The 19,446-nt window shown below is 65.7% G+C and carries 18 protein-coding genes; 6 read left to right on the top strand and 12 right to left on the bottom strand.

Translation table 11 applies throughout. The features are described 5' to 3' along the window. Positions 1-16: 16 nt before the first annotated feature. Both ASF14_RS15715 and uvrB read left to right on the top strand, forming a co-directional pair. Positions 17-1,183, top strand: a complete 1,167-nt coding sequence (locus ASF14_RS15715; RefSeq protein WP_056437059.1) for an MBL fold metallo-hydrolase — start codon at positions 17-19, stop codon at positions 1,181-1,183. A 169-nt stretch (positions 1,184-1,352) separates the two neighbouring features. Continuing rightward, entirely contained in the window at positions 1,353-3,545 is a 2,193-nt protein-coding gene (gene uvrB, locus ASF14_RS15710) for an excinuclease ABC subunit UvrB (RefSeq protein ID WP_056437052.1), read from the top strand. A 190-nt stretch (positions 3,546-3,735) separates the two neighbouring features. On the opposite strand, the gene ASF14_RS15705 is transcribed toward uvrB, so the two are convergent. Beyond that, positions 3,736-4,107 (bottom strand): PRC-barrel domain-containing protein, encoded by a 372-nt coding sequence (locus ASF14_RS15705; protein ID WP_056437049.1) that lies wholly within the window; start codon positions 4,105-4,107, stop codon positions 3,736-3,738. A 137-nt stretch (positions 4,108-4,244) separates the two neighbouring features. Between ASF14_RS15705 and ASF14_RS15700 the strand changes: the two genes are divergently transcribed. Beyond that, positions 4,245-4,772 carry a hypothetical protein gene (locus ASF14_RS15700; RefSeq protein ID WP_056437045.1) on the top strand — a complete coding sequence of 176 codons (528 nt, stop codon included), beginning with the start codon at positions 4,245-4,247 and terminating at the stop codon, positions 4,770-4,772. 433 nt (positions 4,773-5,205) lie between these two features. Here the strand turns inward: ASF14_RS15700 and ASF14_RS15695 are convergent, their stop codons facing one another. The 4 genes from ASF14_RS15695 to ruvB all read right to left on the bottom strand — a co-directional run bounded on the left by ASF14_RS15695 (position 5,206) and on the right by ruvB (position 9,971). Then, positions 5,206-6,468: a hypothetical protein gene (locus tag ASF14_RS15695; protein WP_056437042.1), complete on the bottom strand. Its 1,263-nt coding sequence runs from the start codon at positions 6,466-6,468 to the stop codon at positions 5,206-5,208. After that, a complete protein-coding gene (locus ASF14_RS15690) occupies positions 6,468-7,202 on the bottom strand; it encodes a hypothetical protein (protein ID WP_236697097.1) in 735 nt (244 codons plus the stop codon). Before ASF14_RS15690 ends, ASF14_RS15695 begins: the two co-directional genes overlap by 1 nt. Positions 7,203-7,206: 4 nt before the next feature. Next, positions 7,207-8,421: a toxic anion resistance protein gene (locus ASF14_RS15685; protein ID WP_056437037.1), complete on the bottom strand. Its 1,215-nt coding sequence runs from the start codon at positions 8,419-8,421 to the stop codon at positions 7,207-7,209. A 524-nt stretch (positions 8,422-8,945) separates the two neighbouring features. Then, positions 8,946-9,971 (bottom strand): Holliday junction branch migration DNA helicase RuvB, encoded by a 1,026-nt coding sequence (gene ruvB, locus ASF14_RS15680; RefSeq protein WP_056437034.1) that lies wholly within the window; start codon positions 9,969-9,971, stop codon positions 8,946-8,948. Between the two features lie 154 nt (positions 9,972-10,125). Here ruvB and ASF14_RS15675 point away from each other — a divergent pair, with 154 nt between their 5' ends. Further along, positions 10,126-11,019 carry a 2-hydroxyacid dehydrogenase gene (locus tag ASF14_RS15675; protein ID WP_056437030.1) on the top strand — a complete coding sequence of 298 codons (894 nt, stop codon included), beginning with the start codon at positions 10,126-10,128 and terminating at the stop codon, positions 11,017-11,019. Positions 11,020-11,140: 121 nt separating this feature from the next. Here ASF14_RS15675 and ruvA read toward each other — a convergent pair whose 3' ends face one another. The 5 genes from ruvA to ASF14_RS15650 all read right to left on the bottom strand — a co-directional run bounded on the left by ruvA (position 11,141) and on the right by ASF14_RS15650 (position 15,420). Further along, positions 11,141-11,740, bottom strand: a complete 600-nt coding sequence (gene ruvA, locus ASF14_RS15670; RefSeq protein WP_056437027.1) for a Holliday junction branch migration protein RuvA — start codon at positions 11,738-11,740, stop codon at positions 11,141-11,143. After that, positions 11,737-13,302, bottom strand: a complete 1,566-nt coding sequence (locus ASF14_RS15665) for a hypothetical protein (protein WP_156361228.1) — start codon at positions 13,300-13,302, stop codon at positions 11,737-11,739. The genes ruvA and ASF14_RS15665 overlap by 4 nt, the downstream gene beginning before the upstream one ends. A 183-nt stretch (positions 13,303-13,485) precedes the next feature. Next, a complete protein-coding gene (gene ruvC, locus ASF14_RS15660) occupies positions 13,486-14,004 on the bottom strand; it encodes a crossover junction endodeoxyribonuclease RuvC (protein ID WP_056437021.1) in 519 nt (172 codons plus the stop codon). Positions 14,005-14,109: 105 nt separating this feature from the next. Further along, positions 14,110-14,853 (bottom strand): YebC/PmpR family DNA-binding transcriptional regulator, encoded by a 744-nt coding sequence (locus ASF14_RS15655; protein ID WP_056437018.1) that lies wholly within the window; start codon positions 14,851-14,853, stop codon positions 14,110-14,112. A gap of 27 nt (positions 14,854-14,880) precedes the next feature. Further along, on the bottom strand, positions 14,881-15,420 hold the full coding sequence (locus tag ASF14_RS15650; RefSeq protein ID WP_056437015.1) for a DUF1003 domain-containing protein: 540 nt from the start codon (positions 15,418-15,420) through the stop codon (positions 14,881-14,883). A gap of 69 nt (positions 15,421-15,489) precedes the next feature. Between ASF14_RS15650 and ASF14_RS15645 the strand changes: the two genes are divergently transcribed. After that, positions 15,490-16,953: an ATP-binding protein gene (locus ASF14_RS15645; RefSeq protein WP_056437012.1), complete on the top strand. Its 1,464-nt coding sequence runs from the start codon at positions 15,490-15,492 to the stop codon at positions 16,951-16,953. A gap of 190 nt (positions 16,954-17,143) precedes the next feature. On the opposite strand, the gene ASF14_RS15640 is transcribed toward ASF14_RS15645, so the two are convergent. Further along, positions 17,144-17,404 (bottom strand): DUF2312 domain-containing protein, encoded by a 261-nt coding sequence (locus tag ASF14_RS15640; protein WP_037570224.1) that lies wholly within the window; start codon positions 17,402-17,404, stop codon positions 17,144-17,146. Positions 17,405-17,548: 144 nt separating this feature from the next. Then, positions 17,549-17,851 carry a DUF1244 domain-containing protein gene (locus tag ASF14_RS15635; RefSeq protein WP_056437009.1) on the bottom strand — a complete coding sequence of 101 codons (303 nt, stop codon included), beginning with the start codon at positions 17,849-17,851 and terminating at the stop codon, positions 17,549-17,551. Positions 17,852-17,923: 72 nt separating this feature from the next. Here ASF14_RS15635 and pyk point away from each other — a divergent pair, with 72 nt between their 5' ends. Beyond that, positions 17,924-19,393, top strand: coding sequence for a pyruvate kinase (pyk, locus tag ASF14_RS15630; RefSeq protein WP_056437007.1), 1,470 nt, complete (start codon positions 17,924-17,926; stop codon positions 19,391-19,393). The last annotated feature ends 53 nt before the right edge of the window (positions 19,394-19,446 follow it).

The following is a 19,446-nucleotide window of genomic DNA, read 5'->3' as shown; positions in this document are numbered from 1 at the left end:
CGAACCGGGCTCCGTCATGACCATCGTCCGTCCGATCGCCAAGGGGCTGGCTCTGATCCTGATCCTCATCGGCCTGGCCGCGACGATCGTGCCGCATTATCTCGACCGGCTCTATCATGAAGGGCCGGAGACCGGCCATTATGACGGCGAACGCTTCTTCAATCCCGATGGCGATGCCGACACCATGCGGATGCCGACGCGCGGCGGACGTGGCGGTTTCCTGTGGCGTCAGCTGACCGGCGATGACGGCCGCCCCGCCTGGCCCGAGACGGTGGCGGTGCAGCCCTCCCGCCCCGAGGCGCGTGTCGCGGGGCAGCGCATGGTCGCGACCTGGATCGGCCATGCGACCGTACTGGTCCAGACCCAGGGGCTGAACATCCTGACCGACCCCGTCTATGCCGAGCGCGCAGGCCCCTTCGGCTTCGGCCCGAAGCGGGTGGCGCGGCCCGGCGTGGCGCTGGACGACCTGCCCCGGATCGACCTGATCCTGATCAGCCACAATCATTACGACCATCTGGATCAGACGACATTGCGCAAGCTCTGGCAGCGCGACCGGCCGCTGGTCGTCACCAGCCTGGGCAATGACAGCGTGATCGGCCAGGTGGGCGTGCCCGCCACCGCGCTCGACTGGGGCCGGGAAAGGATCATCCGACCGGGCGTCTCGGTCGCCGTCACGCGCAACCATCACTGGGGCAGCCGCTGGTTCGCCGACCGCAACCGGGCGCTGTGGTCCAGCTTCGTAGTGAAGCTACCCGGCGGCAACATCTTCTTCGCGGGGGATACCGGCATGGGCGACGGGCGCTGGCCCGAGGAGGCGGCGAAACTCGGCCCGGTGCGCCTCGCGCTGCTGCCGATCGGGGCGTTCCGCTTCGCGCCCGGGCAGATGGCGTCGGGCAGCCATGTCGGCCCGCCGCAAGCGGTGCAGATCTTCGAGCGGCTGGGCGCGGCGACGGCGATCCCCATCCATTGGGGCACGTTCCGCCTGTCCTATGAGGGCTATGACACGCCGCCCAAGCTGCTGGATGCCGCCATGCGGTGTTCGGGCGCGCGGGGTCGGTTTGCCCCGGTTCGACTGGGGCAGCCGGTGGAGGTCGGTCCGTTCCGGGATGGCGGTGTGACACGGACCAGCGATGCGATGATGCGGGCCTGTCTCGACACGCCAGAGGTTCGGGCTTTGCAATAAAGCGAATTTCCTTGGCCTTAGACTGCGCTCAGGCTGAGCGGAAGTCGGGAATGGGGCTGGATACGAAAACCCGTTCAGGCTGAGCGAAGTCGAAGCCCACGCCCCGCCCTCGCCGCCCAAACATCGCAACCACTGGAACAAAAGCGCAACTGGACCCATATTCCCTTTCATGGCGATCCAGATCCGCACCACCCTCGACGAGCCCGAAACCGGGGTCAGCTTCATCCCCCACCGCCCGTCACGCCCCGAAAAGGCGGAAGGCGGCAAGCGGTTCGAACTCGTCACCGAATATACCGCCAGCGGCGATCAGCCCGCCGCGATCCAGGAACTGACGGCGGCGGCCCGCGCGGGCGACAAGGATCAGGTGCTGCTGGGCGTCACCGGATCGGGCAAGACCTTCACCATGGCCAAGGTGATCGAGGAGTTGCAGCGCCCCGCGCTGATCCTCGCGCCCAACAAGATCCTGGCGGCGCAGTTATATGGGGAGTTCAAGAACTTCTTCCCCAACAACGCGGTCGAATATTTCGTCAGCTATTACGACTATTACCAGCCCGAGGCCTATGTGCCGCGGTCCGACACGTACATCGAGAAGGAAAGCTCGATCAACGAGTCGATCGACCGGATGCGCCACTCCGCGACGCGTGCGCTACTGGAGCGCGACGACGTCATCATCGTCGCCTCGGTATCGTGCCTTTATGGTATCGGCTCGGTCGAAACCTATTCGGCGATGATCTTCGACCTGAAAAAGGGCCAGAGCGTCGACCAGCGCGAGATCATCCGCAAACTCGTCGCGCTCCAGTACAAGCGCAACGACGCCGCCTTCATGCGCGGCAATTTCCGGGTGCGCGGCGACAACCTGGAAATTTTCCCCTCGCACTATGAGGACTCCGCTTGGCGCGTGTCCTTCTTCGGCGACGAGATCGAGGAGATCGTCGAGTTCGATCCGCTGACCGGCAAGAAGGTCGCCAGCCTCAACTCGGTCCGCATCTACGCCAACAGCCACTATGTGACCCCTGGCCCGACGATGAAACAGGCGGTCGAGGCGATCAAATTCGAGCTGACCGAGCGGCTGAAGGAGCTGGAGATCGAGGGCAAGCTGCTGGAACGCCAGCGGCTGGAGCAGCGCACCAATTTCGACCTGGAGATGATCGCGGCGACCGGCAGCTGCAACGGCATCGAGAATTACAGCCGCTTCCTGACCGGCCGCCTCCCCGGCGAGCCGCCGCCCACGCTTTTCGAATATCTGCCCGAAAATGCGGTGCTGTTCGTCGACGAGAGCCATGTCACCATCGGCCAGATCAACGGCATGTCGCGCGGCGACCATCGTCGCAAGATCACGCTGGCCGAATATGGCTTTCGCCTGCCCTCAGCGATCGACAACCGTCCGCTGCGCTTCAACGAATGGGACGCGATGCGCCCGCAGACGGTCAGCGTCTCGGCCACCCCCGGCAACTGGGAGATGGAGCAGACCGGCGGCGTCTTCGTCGAGCAGGTCATTCGCCCCACAGGCCTGATCGACCCGCCGGTCGAGATCAAGCCGGTCGAGGAGCAGGTGCAGGACCTGATCATCGAGGCGCGCAAGACGACCGAGCTCGGTTACCGCACCCTCGTCACCACGCTGACCAAGCGGATGGCGGAGGACCTGACGGAGTATATGCATGAGGCGGGGATCAAGGTCCGCTACATGCACTCCGACGTCGAGACGCTGGAGCGTATTGAGCTGATCCGCGACCTGCGGCTGGGCGTGTATGACGTACTGATCGGCATCAACCTGCTGCGCGAGGGATTGGACATTCCCGAATGTGGGCTGGTCGCGATCCTCGACGCCGACAAGGAAGGGTTTTTGCGGTCCGAGACCTCGCTGATCCAGACGATCGGGCGTGCGGCGCGCAACGTCGACGGTCGCGTGATCCTGTACGCCGACCGGATCACAGGATCGATGGAACGCGCCATGCTGGAAACCTCGCGGCGTCGCGAGAAGCAGATGGCATACAACACCGAACACGGCATCACACCGCAGACGATCCGCCGCCAGATCGGCGACATCATCGCGCATGTGGCGTCGGGCGATCAGGTCACCGTGCCCATCGACGAAGACCGTCCGCACATGGTCGGCCACAATCTGCGCGCCTATATCGAGGAACTCGAGAAGAAGATGCGCAAGGCCGCCGCCGACCTCGAATTCGAGGAAGCGGGCCGGTTGCGGGATGAAATCCGGCAGTTGGAGAATGAGGAACTGGGCCTGCCGGTGCACGAGCAGAAGGCGCCGATCATGGGGCGCTCCAATGAAGGCAAGCCGGGCACGCGCAAGACGCGGTTCGGGAAGAGCAAAAAGTTCGCCAGCGGACGGAAGGCGAATTGATTATCGGGGGGTTCGGGCTGCTTGGCGGTGGCCCTCCCCCATCCCCTCCCGCGTGCGGGAGGGGTGCATGACTTGGTGAGCGTCAAATCGCTACGTCTGAGGATTTCCTATCGCTTCCACGGGCACGCCCCTCCCGCAAGCGGGAGGGGATGGGGGAGGGCCACCGCCCCAAAGACCACCCCCAAAAACCTCAACCCAAATCCAAATTCTCCGTCCCCACCCCATAATAGCCCGCGACCCGATCGGCATAAGCCTGATCGAACACCGGCGCATTGTTCGACCAGCTCGGCCCGCCCTCCAGCAAACGGCGATCGACCGTAATGACATACTGATCGCCCACCGGATCGAACTGGAGCAGGCTGAACGGCACGGGATAGAAGCTCTTGCCCATGCCCAGGAAGCCGCCCAGCGCCAGCACGGCATGGGTCGCGCGGCCCGAACGCTTGTGGACCATGAAGGAATAGACGCTGCCGATCGCATCGCCATCGCGGCTTTCGAGCTTCAGCGTGCCCGAGACGGTGGACTGAACCAGGATCAGGGTCGGCGTGTCGTGTTCGGCCATATTAACCTCCGTTTAGCCGGATGAACCGCCGGAGCCGGAGCCGGTTCCGATCTCGGTTCCGATGCCCGCCGCATCGGCACGTCCCGTCGCAGCACGGGGTTGAGCATCCGGGGCCCCTCCCGCATAGGCTGGATGCGATGCGTCGCCTCTCCCTTGCTTCCCTCGCCCCGATTATCGGGGCCGCCGCCCTGTCGGGCTGTATCCCCGCCGCCCCGCGCCCCGAGGCCGCCCCGCCGGTGCGCCAGCCCCCCCGTCCCGCCCCGCCCGCACCGCGCCCGGTGCTAGGGAGTGACTGGCGCGATTGGCCGCTGACGCCCGGTGACTGGCGGTATCAGCGCGCCGCGCAGGGATCGGTCGCGATATTCGGCACGGCCGGCGTCACGCGCCTGACCCTGGCCTGCGATCCGCGCACCCGCCAAATCCGCCTCGGCCGCCCCGCGTCGGTCGCGGGTGCAGTCACGATCCGCACCTCCAGCACGACGCGCAGCCTGACAGCCCATGCGGTCGCGGGCGGAGCGGAGCTGTCGCTGCCGGTCGCCGATCCGCTGCTGGATGCGATGGCGTTCAGCCGGGGCCGGTTCACCATCGAGCAGAGCGGCCAGGTGCCGCTGGTCATCCCCGCCTATGCGGAGATCGGACGCGTGATCGAGGATTGCCGGGGCTGAGTCCCGCGATTTGGCGGGCGCAGGATGCTCGGCCAAACATCATCGCATTACAAGTCTTGTTTATTGGCGTTCGCCTACGCACATTGGCGTTGCGCACTTTGAAAGGGCGCATTGGCTTTAACTAGCGAAAGGAGGTGATCCGATGTCTCATGGTTCAGCAAGGGGGTCGGTTCAGTTCGTTCGGGGGGCCGGTCTCTGATATCGATAGGCGCGGTTCGGGGGGTATTTTCCCCCAATCAACGGTCGCGCCTGATGTCTTGAGGCCCGCATGGTCTCCCGGGCTGGAGCTCTCCGGCCGCTGACCATGTTTAGGGGTTGCCGGGGCCGTCGCGATGACGTCCCGGCAGCCCTTTTCATTTGTGGGATAGGCTGTTCGGCGCGAGTGCCAGAGGTCATGAACCCGTTCCTCCCCTGCAAGGGGAAGAAAGCCGAGTCAGGGTGTGGTGGATGCCGGGTCCTGCATCGCCAGCCGCAGGGGCTTGTCGCCGGGCACCAGCAGGACGGGCGCGTCCTTGCCCGCCTGGACCAGCACCTGATCGACCGGAATTGCATCGTCGCTCTCGCCCGCGATGAATGCCTGCACCAGCCGCTCGCCCTTTTGCGGCACGAAGCCCGCCGGGATCGCCATCGGTTTGCGCCCCATCGCCGCCAGCCAGTCGGGGCGGCCCTTCACCATGCGCGTGGTCGGATGATAGACCTGCAAATCGACCGCACCGGCATATTGGCCGACCGTCATAGGACGGTCGCCGTCGAACAGTACGACCGAGCGGCCGGATGCCTTGGCCGCCAAAACCCGGCGCGCCAGGCCATTATAGCCGCTGGCGCTCTGCCCCAGCGTGACCTGGTCGATGGTCAGCGGGTCGATGCCGGTCTTGGCCTTCAGCAGAGCCGCCATCCAGCTTTGCTTGGCATTGCCGGAGCCGTCGATCGGCTCCTCGGCGACGTGGCTGTGGCCGACATAGACGAACATCTTGGCCTTGGGATCGGCAGCCAGCACCTTGGCCAGGCTGCTGGACTGCGCCTCCTCACGCCGGGCGATGCTCTCGGCGCGGCTCAGGCCTTTGCCGCTTTGCATCTCTTCATAGGCCACGGGGCGATAGCCCATGGCTAGCGACTGCCGGACGAAGTCACCGAACACCGGATCCTGGGTATAATGCCCCGAGCTGTGGACCGGAAAGCCATCCTTCGCCAACCGAGCCATCGGCGCCTGATCGTCCGCGTTCCAGAAGGTTTCCGCCGCGAGCAGCGAATAGCCCAGCGGACGCAAGGCCCGCGCAACTTCCAGCGCAAAGGCGCGATCGCGCGGCAGGCCATGATTTTCGTTGAGGATAACCACGCGAGTCTTGGCCGCCCGCGCGACGATCTCCGCGATCGCATCGCGCGGCGTGGCGGCGACCATACGCTCGGCGGCCGCCTTGGCCTCGGGTCCGTCCGACGGTTGGGGCTCGGGACCTGCCGGCTCGGCCGTCATCCGCGTTTGCGCCTCTCGCCACTGGCTGTAGAAGATACCGGGCTTGGGCTTGCCTGCCGCGTCAAAGGCCAGCGACCGCAATATGTCCGCCGCGTCGAGATAGCGGCCGTCCTTCAACTGCTTCAGCGACACGTTGATCGCGTCCCAGTCCGCCTTGCTCGGCCCATCCTGCGCCATCGCGGCGGTGGAGAGCATCATCGTCACCACCACCGCCGCGCTCCGCATCAGTCCGCCCTTTCCTCGCGATATTTCATTTCCAGAAATCGCCCGCGGGTCGACAGGCTGTCAAGATCGGCCTGGGCCAGCCGCTGGGTCATGTCGCCGATTTCCTGTTCGATCAGCTTCAGACCATCGACCAACTGCGCATCCGGCGTCCGCCCATTGCGTTCGACCCGGCGCAGCGGCTCTGGCACGCGTTCGTAATCGCGCAGAAAGGCGGGGAGCTGCTCGCCGATCAGGCGGCGGACCTCCATCGCCTCGGGCGTCTCATTGTCGACGCCCGCCAGTTGCGGCGAGAGCGTATCGAGACGCCGCCCGATCCGGTCGACCAGCTGCACGGCGGGTGCGGGCAGTAGCGGTCGCTGCGCCTCCAGCCAGCGTTCGGTCTGGGCGGGCAGCGCCTTGATATCGACCTGCGCCAGTTTGGCGGGCGTCGGCGCGCGCGGGGCGGGCGCGAGCGCGATGGCGAGCGTCGCCGCCAGCATCAGCATCATCGCCGCCAACGCGCCGAAAATGCCGATCCCGCCGGGCAGGATCAGGCCCGTCACCATCGCCGCGATCAGGATGACTGCGTTGGCGATGGCGATCAGGATCAGCCGCTGCAACGCCGAGCGCGTCTTGCGCCGGGCGCGCTTGATCGTCGCCTGCGCGGACCCGCGATAATCCTGCGAGATGCGCGCCATCACCTCGCGCGCACGCTCGATCTGGGCATCGACCTCGCTCGAGCGGGGAGTGGTCACGGGATTACAGCGCCTCCAGCTTGAACGACGACGCCGACGACCCGCCGGTCAGCTGCGGATTCTGCGCACCCTCGGCGCGGGCGATATAGCCCTTCGACTTCTCGACCTCATTGCCCAGCGTCGTGACCGTCGTCTTCATCGAATCGAGCGCCTTCAGCTTGAAGCTGTCGATCGCATCCATCGTGTCATAGATGTTCTGGAACGCACGTTGCAGAGTCTCCAGCGGAATGGTCGAGGCCGCCGCCTGCTCGTGAATCTGCGCGGTCTGGCTGCGCAGCAGCTTGCCGGTCGAATCGATGATGTTGGCGGTCGTGGTATTGAGCGCGGTGATCTGGTCGAGCACTAGCTTCTGATTGGCCAGCGCCTGTGCCACGGTGACGGCGATGCGCAGCGCCGAGACGGTGGTGGTCGAGGCGCGGTCGACGCCCTTCACCAGTTCGACATTGTTCTTCTTGACCAGATCGAGCGCCAGATAGCCCTGCACCGTCACCGCCATTTGGGTCAGCAGGTCCTGGGTCCGCTGACGGGTATAGAACAGCGCGGTCTCGCGGATCGCCTTGGCCTTGGCGGGATCGGTATGATCCAGCTCGTTGGCCGTATCTTCCAGCTTGGCGTCCATCGTCTTGGACAGATGGATCATCTGCTCCAGCCGACCCATCGCCGACCACAGGTTCGCGCGTTCGGTATCGATCGCGGCATTGTCCATCAGCAGTTCGTCGCGGCCCGAGGAAAGGCTCTTCAGGATCGCCGCGATATGCGTCTGCGACGAGCGATAGCCGTCGAAATAGTCGCGCATCTTATTCCCGAAGGGCAGGATGCCGAGCAGCTTACGCGGCGCGGAGAGATTGCCCTGGCGGCCGGGATCGAGGCTTTCGACGACGCGGCGCAGCTCGGTCAGGTCCTTGCCCACCCCCGTCTCGCCGTCCATCGCCTTGACCGGGCGATCGAGGAAGCGGTTGGATTGGCTGGCCGCCTCGCGGATTTCCTTCTGCCCCATCGCCGTGATCGCATCGACGCGGCGGCCGAATTCGGGGCTGTTCACGTCCTGCGCGATCAGCTCGGCGACGAAGCCGTCGACCTTCTGCTCCAACTGGGTGCGCGTCTTGTCGTCGACCGGCACCAGCCCGGCGGCCTGGGCGGGCGCCACCGTCGGCACGGGATCGGGCGGCGTCAGCGTCAGCCCCTTTTCCTGGGTCACGGTATCGGCGGTCGTGGCCATTCTCAAACTCTCCAAATACGCATCCATAGTGTGGAGGGGATGGTCGCCGGGTTCAAGTGTATTATGGGGGTAATACTATCAGGCCATTATCGGTCATTCCTCCCCTACAAGGGGAGGAATAGATTGGAAATTGATCGTCCTTCGCGCGCAACCGAAGCCAAAGGGGTTCGTTACCCGGGCTCGGCCCTGCCTCTCCGGACGGTTCGATCATCCCCAAAGCCCGTGGCTCTGCGCTTTTGCGTGATGAGTCATAGGGTTGCGCGGTCGTGATTGCCACCGAACGAGATGCCGGGCCGAACGCAGCATAGAGAGACACCCACCTGGCCCCTATCGGTCTTTCGACCGGCGGGGGTCCGTTTTCAGCGCGATACCCGTCCCCGTTTAGCCTGAGCAAAGTCGAAGGCCACTGGTTCCGCGCGAGTGATGCACCGGGTTGCTTGGCTGCCGGTTCCGCTTGGCCTTCGACTTCGCTCAGGCTGAACGGAGGTGGGATGCAATCTCAGCGATTTACAGCCTCCGCCCGCTCAGGCGTCGAACAGTCCATCCTGCGATCCGACCGGCGGGTTCAGTCCCAGATGCTTCCACCCGCCGGGGTTGAGGATACGCCCCCGCGCGGTGCGGGCGAGCAGGCCGAGCTGGATCAGGAACGGCTCGATCACCTCCTCGATCGTGTCGCGCGGCTCGGACAGGCCGGCGGCGAGCGTCTCCACGCCGACAGGCCCACCGCGATAGACGTCGGCGATCATCGTCAGATAACGACGGTCCATCGCGTCGAGGCCCAGTGCGTCGACCTCCAGTCGGTTGAGCGCCTGGTCGGCGGCGGCGGCGTGGACGATCTCATGCCCCGCCACGCTGGCGAAGTCGCGCACCCGGCGCAGCAGCCGCCCGGCGATACGCGGAGTCCCGCGCGAGCGCCGCGCGACCTCGACCGCGCCGTCCTCGGCGATGGGCAGGTCGAGCAGCCGCGCGGCGCGGGTGACGACGCGGGTCAGTTCCTCGACCGTGTAGAATTGCAGGCGGACCGGAATGCCGAAACGATCGCGCAAGGGCGTGGTCAGCAATCCCTGCCGCGTCGTCGCGCCGACCAGCGTGAAGCGCGGCAGGTCGATCCGCACCGAACGCGCCGACGGTCCCTCGCCGATCATCAGGTCGAGGACCCGGTCCTCCATCGCGGGATACAGGACTTCCTCGACCGCCGGTTGCAGGCGGTGGATTTCGTCGATGAACAGGACGTCGCCGTCCTCCAAATTGGTCAGCAGCGCGGCCAAGTCGCCCGACTTGGCGATCACCGGGCCGGAGGTCGCGCGGAAACCCACACCCATTTCGCGCGCGATGATCTGCGCCAGCGTCGTCTTGCCCAGACCCGGCGGGCCGAAGAACAGCACATGGTCCAGCGCATCGCCGCGCCCCCGCGCCGCCTGGATGAAGACGCGCAAATTGTCGCGCGCCGCCTGCTGCCCGACGAATTCGTCCAGGCTCTTGGGACGTAGCGCGGCGTCGACATCCTCGGGACGGCGGCTGGCGGATAACAGGCGGTCTTGGTCGGTCACGAGGTCAGCCCTAGCGGCTGGGGGGCATGGCTGTCGAGAAGCTCCGCGAACATTGCACGAACATAGCAGGCTATGCGCGGCCGGGACAATCACCCGTGCGGTGGCTTAACCCCGGATAGCGGACTCACGGACGGAAACGCGCTACATCAGGGTCATGCCGCACGATCTTTTTCTGGCTACCGCCGTTTCGCCCGCCCTGGAGCTGCTGCTCGCCGAACGCTTCACGCTGCACCGCGATGCACCGCCGCCGACCACCAGAGCGATCGTCGGCGGTGGGCAGATGACGGTCGACGCCGCCCTGCTGGACCGGCTGCCGGAACTGGAAATCATCGCGATCCACGGCGTCGGCCATGACGGGATCGACCATGACGCGGTCGCGGCGCGTGGTATCCGCATCGCGATCACCGCCGACATATTGACCGAGGATGTCGCCGATCAGGCAATCGCCTTGTGGCTGGCCGTCGACCGGCGGATCGCGGCGAACGACCGGGCGATGCGGATGGGCAACTGGACCGTGCCGCTGGGTCGGCGCGCCAGCGGACGGCGGATCGGGATTTTCGGGCTGGGCCGGATCGGACAGGCGATCGCCAAGAGGGCGGAGCCGTTCGGTGGCGAGATCCTCTACACCGCGCGGTCGGCGAAGCCCGTGGCCTGGCGCTTCGTGCCCGATCTGGCGACGCTGGCGGCGGAAAGCGACGTGCTGTTCCTCGCCGCGCCGGGCGGGGACGAGACGCGGCGGGTGGTCGATGCGGGTGTGCTGGATCGGCTGGGGGCGGACGGCGTGCTGGTCAATGTCGCGCGCGGCAGCCTGGTCGATGAGGATGCGCTGATCGCGGCGTTGGAGTCGCATCGTATCGCGGGGGCGGGGCTGGACGTGTTCGCCGACGAACCCGACGTGCCCTATGCGCTGCGCCGGATGAACCATGTCGTCCTCGCCCCGCATCAGGGGAGCGCGACGCGGGAGGGGCGTGCGGCTATGGCGGCAATGGTGGTGGAGAACCTGGAGGCGCATTTTGCGGGGCGTGAGGTGCCGGGGCTGTTGGCGTGATGGCTTCCCTTAGCCTTAGCCTTCGACTTCGCTCAGGCTGAACGGGGTTTGGGGGCGGGTCGGATTTACAATAACCGTTCGGGCTGAGCGAAGTCGAAGCCCACGGGACATCCCCGCCCCGCTACTTCGCCGCCTTGCGCAAGGCCAACCGCACCAGCGCATCCAGCGACGCCCCCGCCCCCAACTCCTCTTCCGCCGCCGCCACGGCCGCATTGGCCTCGGCGGGCCGGAAGCCCAGGTTGAGCAGCGCCGACACCGCATCCGCGCCAGCCCCGGCCGACGCGGCCACCCCGCCGCCCGAACCGGGCGCGAGCACGATGCCGCCGACCTTGTCCTTCAACTCCATCACGATCCGCTGGGCGAGCTTCGGCCCCACGCCGTTCGCCCGCGCAACCATCGCCTTGTCGCCGCTGGCGATCGCCCGCATCAGATCGGCGGGCTCCAGCGCGGACAGGATCGCCAGCGCCACGCGCGAACCCACCCCCTGTACGCCCGTCAACAACCGGAACCAGTCACGCTCGTCCGCGCTGGCGAACCCGACCAACCGAATCGAGTCCTCGGACACCAGCATCTCGGTATGCAGCATCGCCGCCTCGCCCACCGGGCCGATAGACGACAGGGTGCGCGCCGAAGCGCCGACCAGATAGCCGACCCCGCCGACATCGATCACCGCATGGTCGATGCCGGTGGAGTCCAAACGTCCCTTGAGATGCGCGATCATGCCCCTTCGTTAGAAGAACTCTTCGTGACCGTCATCCCCTTGGCCGGGTCAACGCGTTTTTCCGGCGCACGGAAATACCGCCATCCAAAGCCTGGCAGATTGTCGAGGCAAACCGGCGCGCGCTGAAAAACGCTACGATAAGGCGCAAAATCGCTGACCCCGGTTACCACGGCCCATAGACCGATCTGGGAATCCAGGCGCGATAGTCCCGCAGAATATAGCCTGTCGAAAACCGCTGCGCAGAAGCGGTCGGCAGCCTTGCTCGCATTCGACTCGGCCGGAAATGTCGCGGTGGACGCCTCGTCATTCTTTGCAAAATCAGCCGTTACCCTGAGTTCATCCGCCGAGATTGTCAGAAGATCCTTTGAAAGGGTCAGAAACCCTTCCTGGTCGCTGAGATATTGACGCAGCGTCTTGCCGACACCCAGACGAAAATTCAGAACCTGATAAGGGCTTACCCGTTCATGCAGCCGCCAGACGGCCTCGTGATAGGCCTCCCCGCCGAAGCCGGGATGGCCGGGATCTTTCGGAGCATCGGAGCGACGAATCAAGGTACGCAGATCGGGGGAAAGCGGCTGTCCGCTCTCATTGCCCTTTTGACAGGCGTTCATGACATCGAAGACCGTAAGCCGGGGGCAAGTCATGCTGATCCGGTAAACGAGTTTACGGCGGCGCCCGATGGTGGCTGCCAGCTCTTCATTTGCACTCCAGCGACTGGTTCGGATTTTTTCCGGCAGATAAATCGCGACGAAGATTGAAGCCCCCGGGAACCACTCGCTCATCAGCCGGCCAGCAGACATCGATTCGGTGATCGAGGTCGACAACAATCGTGACAGCGCCGCATCATAGGCGGAAGATACCCGCTGAACCTGTTCGCGGTTGATCGAAGTAAGCAATGATCCCCCCGGCGCCGCCACTGCCAGCGAATCTCGCACGGCCGACAGCACAAGCCCGGTAGGTTGAATATCGACCTCGTCCGCGACCCGCGCGATGGCCTCGATCGTGACGCTGGAGTTGGAGGACAGGCGGATGTCCGGCAGGCTCATGTCCGATCCGGTCAGTGAGGTGACAAAAGCCTCGCCCTGCTTGCTTTGGCCGCTGTAATCGACCGCCACCAAGGGCAAGTTGAATTCAATATCGGGGTCGCGCATCCGGATACGCACCGACGTCACGACGCCCCGCGACCGCCCCATGAAGAAGCGGCTGACCCAGCTATGCCTTTCTTTCTTGTAGTCGCGGACATCGCCGTCATCATCGACCAGTTCGACGACCCAACGCCCATATAAATCATTCAAATGGAAAAACTGATCGTTATCGACCCTCGCCTGCCAGCATTCATAGACACCGACAACTTCGCTCAAACGCCTGCTATCTGGAAATTTGTCGACAGGTATTTCGGGTGGTTGCTGGCCTTTGCATTGGTCCTGCGCAAATTGACGTTTTCCGCTTTCAGTTTGGGTATCGATCTTGTCTCCGCTCGTCGGCGTAGATTCACCATTAGCTTGGATCGGAATCGCGGCGGCGGGCGCTGCCGCTCCAACGATCATGATCGAAGCAATCACGGGTATATCCCGATATCGGCTATTCACGGCGTGTCCTCCCGAACGACTTCGAACGAACGCGAACGCCACGACTGACCCTATCCGGCTTGCGGATGAGGCAATAGCCATCATGCTCCAATCATCGGCGGACCAAAAGTCCGTCCCGCACGCATCCGGTCCATTTTGGACCGATGCCTCTGCGTGTCAGACCCCGCCGCTACGCCGCTGCATCGCCCGCGCGCTCGCCAGATGGTGCGCGTGCGTGATCGCTACCGCCAGCGCGTCCGCCGCATCCGGGCCGGTCAGCTTTACGCCGGGCAGCAAATGTCCGACCATCGCCTGGACCTGTTTCTTGTCCGCGCCGCCGGTGCCGACGGTCGCCTTCTTGACGATGCTGGGGTGATATTCGCCGACGATCAGCCCGGCCTGCGCCGCCGACAGCAGGACGATACCACGCGCCTGGCCCAGCTTCAGCGTGGACTGCGCATTGCTGTTGCCCAGCACCTCTTCCACCGCCGCGCCGTCGGGCTGTTGCTGGCGGATCACATCATAGAGCGCGGCGTGCAGGTTCGCGAGGCGCCGGGGGAGCGGCATCGACGGCTCAGTCTTGATCTGGCCGTTGGCGACGTGGCGCAGCCGGTTGCCCTCCACCGCGATCACCCCCCAGCCGGTGGTGCCGAGGCCGGGGTCGAGCCCGAGGATGATGGCGGGGGGTGGGGTCATCTGGGGCTTTCCCGGAGGGGTCAGTGTACGCCGTCTTTGCCCCTCCGCCACCGGGCTTCGCCCGGCGGTCCCCCTCCCCAAGCCAAGCTTGGGGAGGATTTGGGATCAGGCCAGCTTTTCCATCACTTCGTCGGAGACTTCGTAATTGCCCCAGACGGTCTGGACGTCGTCGTCGTCGTCCAGCGTGTCGATCAGCTTGAACAACGTCGCCGCCGCCGCTTCGTCGACCGAGACCATGGTCTGCGGACGCCAGGCGAGCTTGGCACCTTCGGCCTCGCCCAGCACCGGCTCCAGCGCCTTGGCGACTTCGTGCAGATCGCCCTGCGCGGTCCAGATCTCGTGGCCGTCCTCGGACGAAGTCACGTCCTCCGCACCGGCTTCCAGTGCCGCCTCGAACACCTTTTCGGCGTCACCGGCGCTGGCGGGATAGTTGATCAGGCCCATCCGGTCGAAGCCATGGCTGACCGAGCCGCCCGCGCCCAGATTGCCGCCATTCTTCGACACCGCGGTGCGCACGTTCGTCGCGGTGCGGTTGCGATTGTCGGTCAGCGCCTCGATGATCAGGCTGACGCCGCCGGGGCCGAAGCCCTCATAGCGGACCTCTTCGTAATTCTCCCCGTCGCCGCGCGAGGCCTTGTCGATCGCGCGCGCGATATTGTCCTTGGGCATCGAGGCCGCCTTGGCCGCGTTGACGGCGGCGCGCAGACGCGGGTTCATGTCCGGGTCGGGCGTGCCCATCTTCGCCGCCACGGTGATTTCGCGGGAGAGCTTGGAAAATGCTGCCGAGCGCTTCTTATCCTGCGCGCCCTTGCGGTGCATGATGTTCTTGAATTTGCTGTGGCCTGCCATCGGTGCCTCTTGAGATGATCGGGCTCTTTACGACTGCCCAAGGGCCTTTGCCAACCCGTCGATCTTCGCCTCCAGCGTATCGAGCCGTTCGGTGACGGCGTTGTCCAGCTTGTGGTGCAGCCTCAATATGTCGATCTCGGCGCGCAAATTGGTGCGATAGTCGAGGCTCGCGGCCAGCCGGTCCTTCGCCGATTGCCGGTTCTGGCTCATCATGATGACCGGCGCCTGGATCGCCGCCAGCGTCGAAAGCATCAGGTTCAGGAAGATATACGGGTACGGATCGAACGCCATGCCGAAATGGCTGAGCACGTCCGAGTTGAGCAGCATCCACCCCAGCAGGATCACCGAGAAGGCGATGATGAAGCCCCAGCTTCCCCCGACCGCCGCCACCCGGTCCGCCAGCTTCTCGCCCCAGGTCGAGGTTTCGTCCGCGACATCGGCGGCGTCGCGTGCGCTGAGCTGGCCCGACTCGATATCGGCGATGACCTGGGCTTCCTCTTCGTCCAGTTCGTGCGCGGGCTTGCCCAGCGTGCGGCGGGCGATTTCGGCAGCGGTCGACAGGGCCATGGGCTTGGCGCTCCTCGTAAGGAATCAAATGCCTTGCTCCTTGGGGCGTTGATCGGCCAAACGCCAGTCATGACGGTACGCGTGGATATGGGAACCGATGAGCGCGGCTCGTCGGTGCCGATCGATCTTGAGGAACTGCTGGCGACCCGCCTGCTGGTGCAGGGCAATTCGGGGTCGGGAAAGTCGCATCTGCTGCGCCGCCTGCTGGAAAAGTCGGCGGGTCAGGTGCAACAGGTGGTCATCGATCCCGAGGGCGATTTCGTCACCCTGTCCAAGGCTTATGGCCATGTCGTGATCGAGGCAGGCGACTATGCCGAGCGCGAGGTCGGGCGCTTCGCCTCGCGGATTCGCGAACACCGCGCCTCGGTGGTCCTCAGCCTGGAGGGGCTGGAGATCGAGGGTCAGATGCGCTGCGCCGCGACCTTCCTGAACGCCCTGTTCGATGCCCCGCGCGAGCATTGGTATCCCGCGCTGGTCGTCGTGGACGAGGCACAGCTCTTCGCCCCTACCACCGGCGGTGAAGTGACCGAGGAAGTCCGCCGCGCTTCGTTGTCCGCGATGACCAACCTGATGTGTCGCGGGCGCAAGCGCGGGCTGGCGGGGGTGATCGCCACCCAGCGACTCGCCAAGCTCGCCAAGAACGTCGCGGCGGAGGCGTCCAACTTCCTGATGGGCCGCACCTTCCTCGACATCGACATGGCGCGCGCCGCCGATCTGCTCGGCATGGAGCGGCGCCAGGCCGACTCGATCCGCGATCTGGCGCGCGGCACCTTCCTGGCGCTCGGCCCCGCCGTTTCGCGGCGACCGATCACGGTGAAGATCGGCGCGGTCGAGACCTCGGCCCGTTCGGGCAGTCCCAAGCTGACCCCCCTGCCCGACGCGCCGCCGCCCGATTTGCAGGAACTGCTCTTCGCCCCGGTCGAGGAGGCGCCGACCCTGCCGATGACCTTCGACCCGCGCCCGCGCCGGGTGCCCGCCGAGGAGCTGATGGCCGATCTCGGCCGCCCGCCCTTGCCGACCACCGCCGCGCCGCCAGCGCCCGAGATGGACGAGGCCGAGGTCGAGGCGATCTACGAACAAGTGCTCCGCGCGATCGTCGAGGACCCCGAATCGACCTTCCGCCCCGCCTCTGTCCTGTTCCAGGATTTCCAAGTGCGCTGCCGGATGGCAGGGCTGGCCCGGCCGCCGCTCGACCTGAACGGCTTCGCGCGGCGACTGTCCTGCGCGCGGGCGGGGATTTTCGACGTCAACGATCCCGACTGGCAGGAGGCGCTGGCGCTGGCCGCGATGCTGCCCGACGACATGCTGGGGGCGTTCCTGCTGGTCGCCCGCGCGGCGCGAGAGGGCCTGCCCTGCCCGCCGGATACGAAGATCGCCGAGACGTACGGGACCAGCTCGCTGGGCCGGGTGAAGCGGCTGATCGCCTATATCGAGAGCCGCGACCTGTTCGTGTGCCGGACGGACCTGACGGGGAAGCGGTCGATCACGATCCCGCGGCTGGGCTGGACCACCCAAGCGGCGGAGATGGGGTGAGGGTCGGCCCTTGGCCTTCGACTTCGCTCAGGCGGAACGGAAGTTAAGGCTGAATATTTTGCCAGGCCAACCTCCCACGCTCCGTTCAGCCTGAGCGCAGTCGAAGGCCACGCCCCACCGCCCGCGCCAACAGAAAGGGCGGCGGAGCCAAGCCCCGCCGCCCTTCGCATATCCAAACCCGAAACCGGGATCAGATCATGCCCAGCGCCTTCATATACACTTCGAGGATCGCTTCCTCTTCCTGATACTCTTCGCGCTTCTTCTTGCGGATCGCCATGATCTTCTTGATCGCCTTCGGATCATAGCCGCGCGCCTTGGCTTCGGCGAAGACATCCTTGATGTCGTCCGAAATGCCCTTCTTTTCTTCTTCCAGCCGCTCGGCTCGCTCGATCAGCAGGCGCAGCTCGTCGGCCGTGACATTGCCGCTGCTGTCGAAATTCTCGTCCGCCATGGTCTTCTAACCCTCTTGAAATCCTGTCCGCTCCCAGGAATCCGCCGCCACGACACGGGCCCCGCCTGGCGGCAAGGTCGGTCCGGCGCGGATGTCGGGATCGGGGGCGGTCTAGGCGCTTCCGCGCCGTCGCTCAAGCGGGGCTTAACGGTTCTTCTTCACACTCTCGGCCATGCGTGCCAGCTGCTCCGGCGTCGCCTCGGCCTGATGCTCGGCCTTCCACTGGTCATAGGGCATGCCATAGATCGCGGCCCGCGCGGTGGCCTTGTCCACCCCGGCGGCCTCGCCCACCCAGTCGGACAGGCAGTTGCGACAAAAGCCCGCCAGCCCCATCAGGTCGACATTCTGCGCATCGGTACGGTGGCGCAAATGCATCACCAGCCGACGAAACGCCGCCGCAGCCGCCGCGTCATCGATTGCATTCAACGCATCCAGCGTATCGCTCATATTCGTCGCTCCTAGGTTGATCGTAACGCATTAGGCTTTAGGACACTGGCCGCAAAGAAGCAGGATGTGAACATGACCAAGGCCCTCCCACCTCGTTCGCGCAAAGTCCGCGTCCTCGCCACGCTCGGCCCGGCCAGCAGCGATCCCGAGACGATCGCCACCCTGTTTCAGGCTGGCGCCGACGCCTTCCGAATCAATATGAGCCATGGCGACCAGCAGTCGAAGATCCCCCTGATCCAGGCGATCCGTGGCCTGGAGGAGCGGTTCGGCCGCCCGACCACGATCCTGGCCGATCTTCAGGGCCCGAAGCTGCGCGTCGGCAAGTTCGCCGAGGGCAAGGTCATGCTGGAAACCGGCAGCACCTTCATCCTCGATCGCGATCCGACACCGGGCGACGCGACCCGTGTCGAGCTGCCGCACAAGGAAATCTTCGCCGCGATCGAACCGGGTGCGCGCCTGCTGCTCGACGACGGCAAGCTGGTGCTGCGCGTCGCCTTCCATGATGCGGACAAGATCACCACGCTGGTCGAGGTCGGTGGCGCGCTGTCGAACAACAAGGGGCTGAACGTCCCCGACGTGGTGCTGCCCATGGCCGCGCTGACCGAGAAGGATCGTTCGGACTTGGCCTTTGCGGTCGAGCAGGGCGTGGACTGGATCGCCTTGTCCTTCGTTCAGCGCCCCGAGGACCTGATGGAGGCGCGCGGCCTGATCAAGGGACGCGCCGCGCTCCTCGCCAAGATCGAGAAGCCGCAGGCGATCGACCGTCTGGAGGAGATTGTCGAGCAGTGCGACGGCGTGATGGTCGCGCGCGGCGACCTGGGCGTCGAACTGCCGCCCCAGGCCGTCCCGCCGCTCCAGAAGCGCATCGTCGAGGTGTCGCGCCGCATGGGCCGCCCGGTGGTCGTGGCGACGCAGATGCTCGAATCGATGATCCTGAGCCCCTCGCCCACCCGCGCCGAAGTGTCGGACGTGGCGACCGCCATCTATGACGGCGCCGACGCGATCATGCTGTCGGCCGAGTCGGCGGCGGGCTCCTGGCCGGTCGAGTCGGTCGCGATGATGAACGCGATCGGCGTGTCGGTGGAAAACGACCCCGGCCATGGCGACCGCGTCCACTTCACCGCGATGACCCCCGATCCGACCACCGCCGACGCGCTGGCCGAGGCTGCGGCTCGGATCACCGACACCGTGTCGGCCAAGGCGATCATCTGCTTCACCACCAGCGGCTCGACCGCGCGCCGCATCGCGCGCGAGCGTCCCTCGGTGCCGCTGCTGGTGCTGACGCCGCAGCTGGAGACGGCCCGTCGGCTGGGCCTGCTCTGGGGCGCTCACGCGGTCCACACCCGCGACGTCGAATCCTTCGAGGAAATGGTCGCCAAGTCCAAGCGCATGGCGCTGCGCCACGGCATCGCCGAGGCGGGCAACCAGGTCGTGCTGATGGCGGGCGTCCCGTTCCGCACGCCGGGTTCGACCAACGTGCTGCACGTCACCCGCATCATGGGTGACGAACTGGCCAATTACGGGGACCGCAGCGAGGCGTAAGCGTCGGCCCTGTCAAGCGTGCCAGACATGGGGGCGGCGGCACGGTGAGTGCC

The organism is Sphingomonas sp. Leaf257 (genome assembly GCF_001422185.1).
GTDB lineage: Bacteria > Pseudomonadota > Alphaproteobacteria > Sphingomonadales > Sphingomonadaceae > Sphingomonas > Sphingomonas yabuuchiae.
Note: the sequence above shows the minus strand (reverse complement) of the source record. Positions and strands in the feature narration are given on the sequence as shown.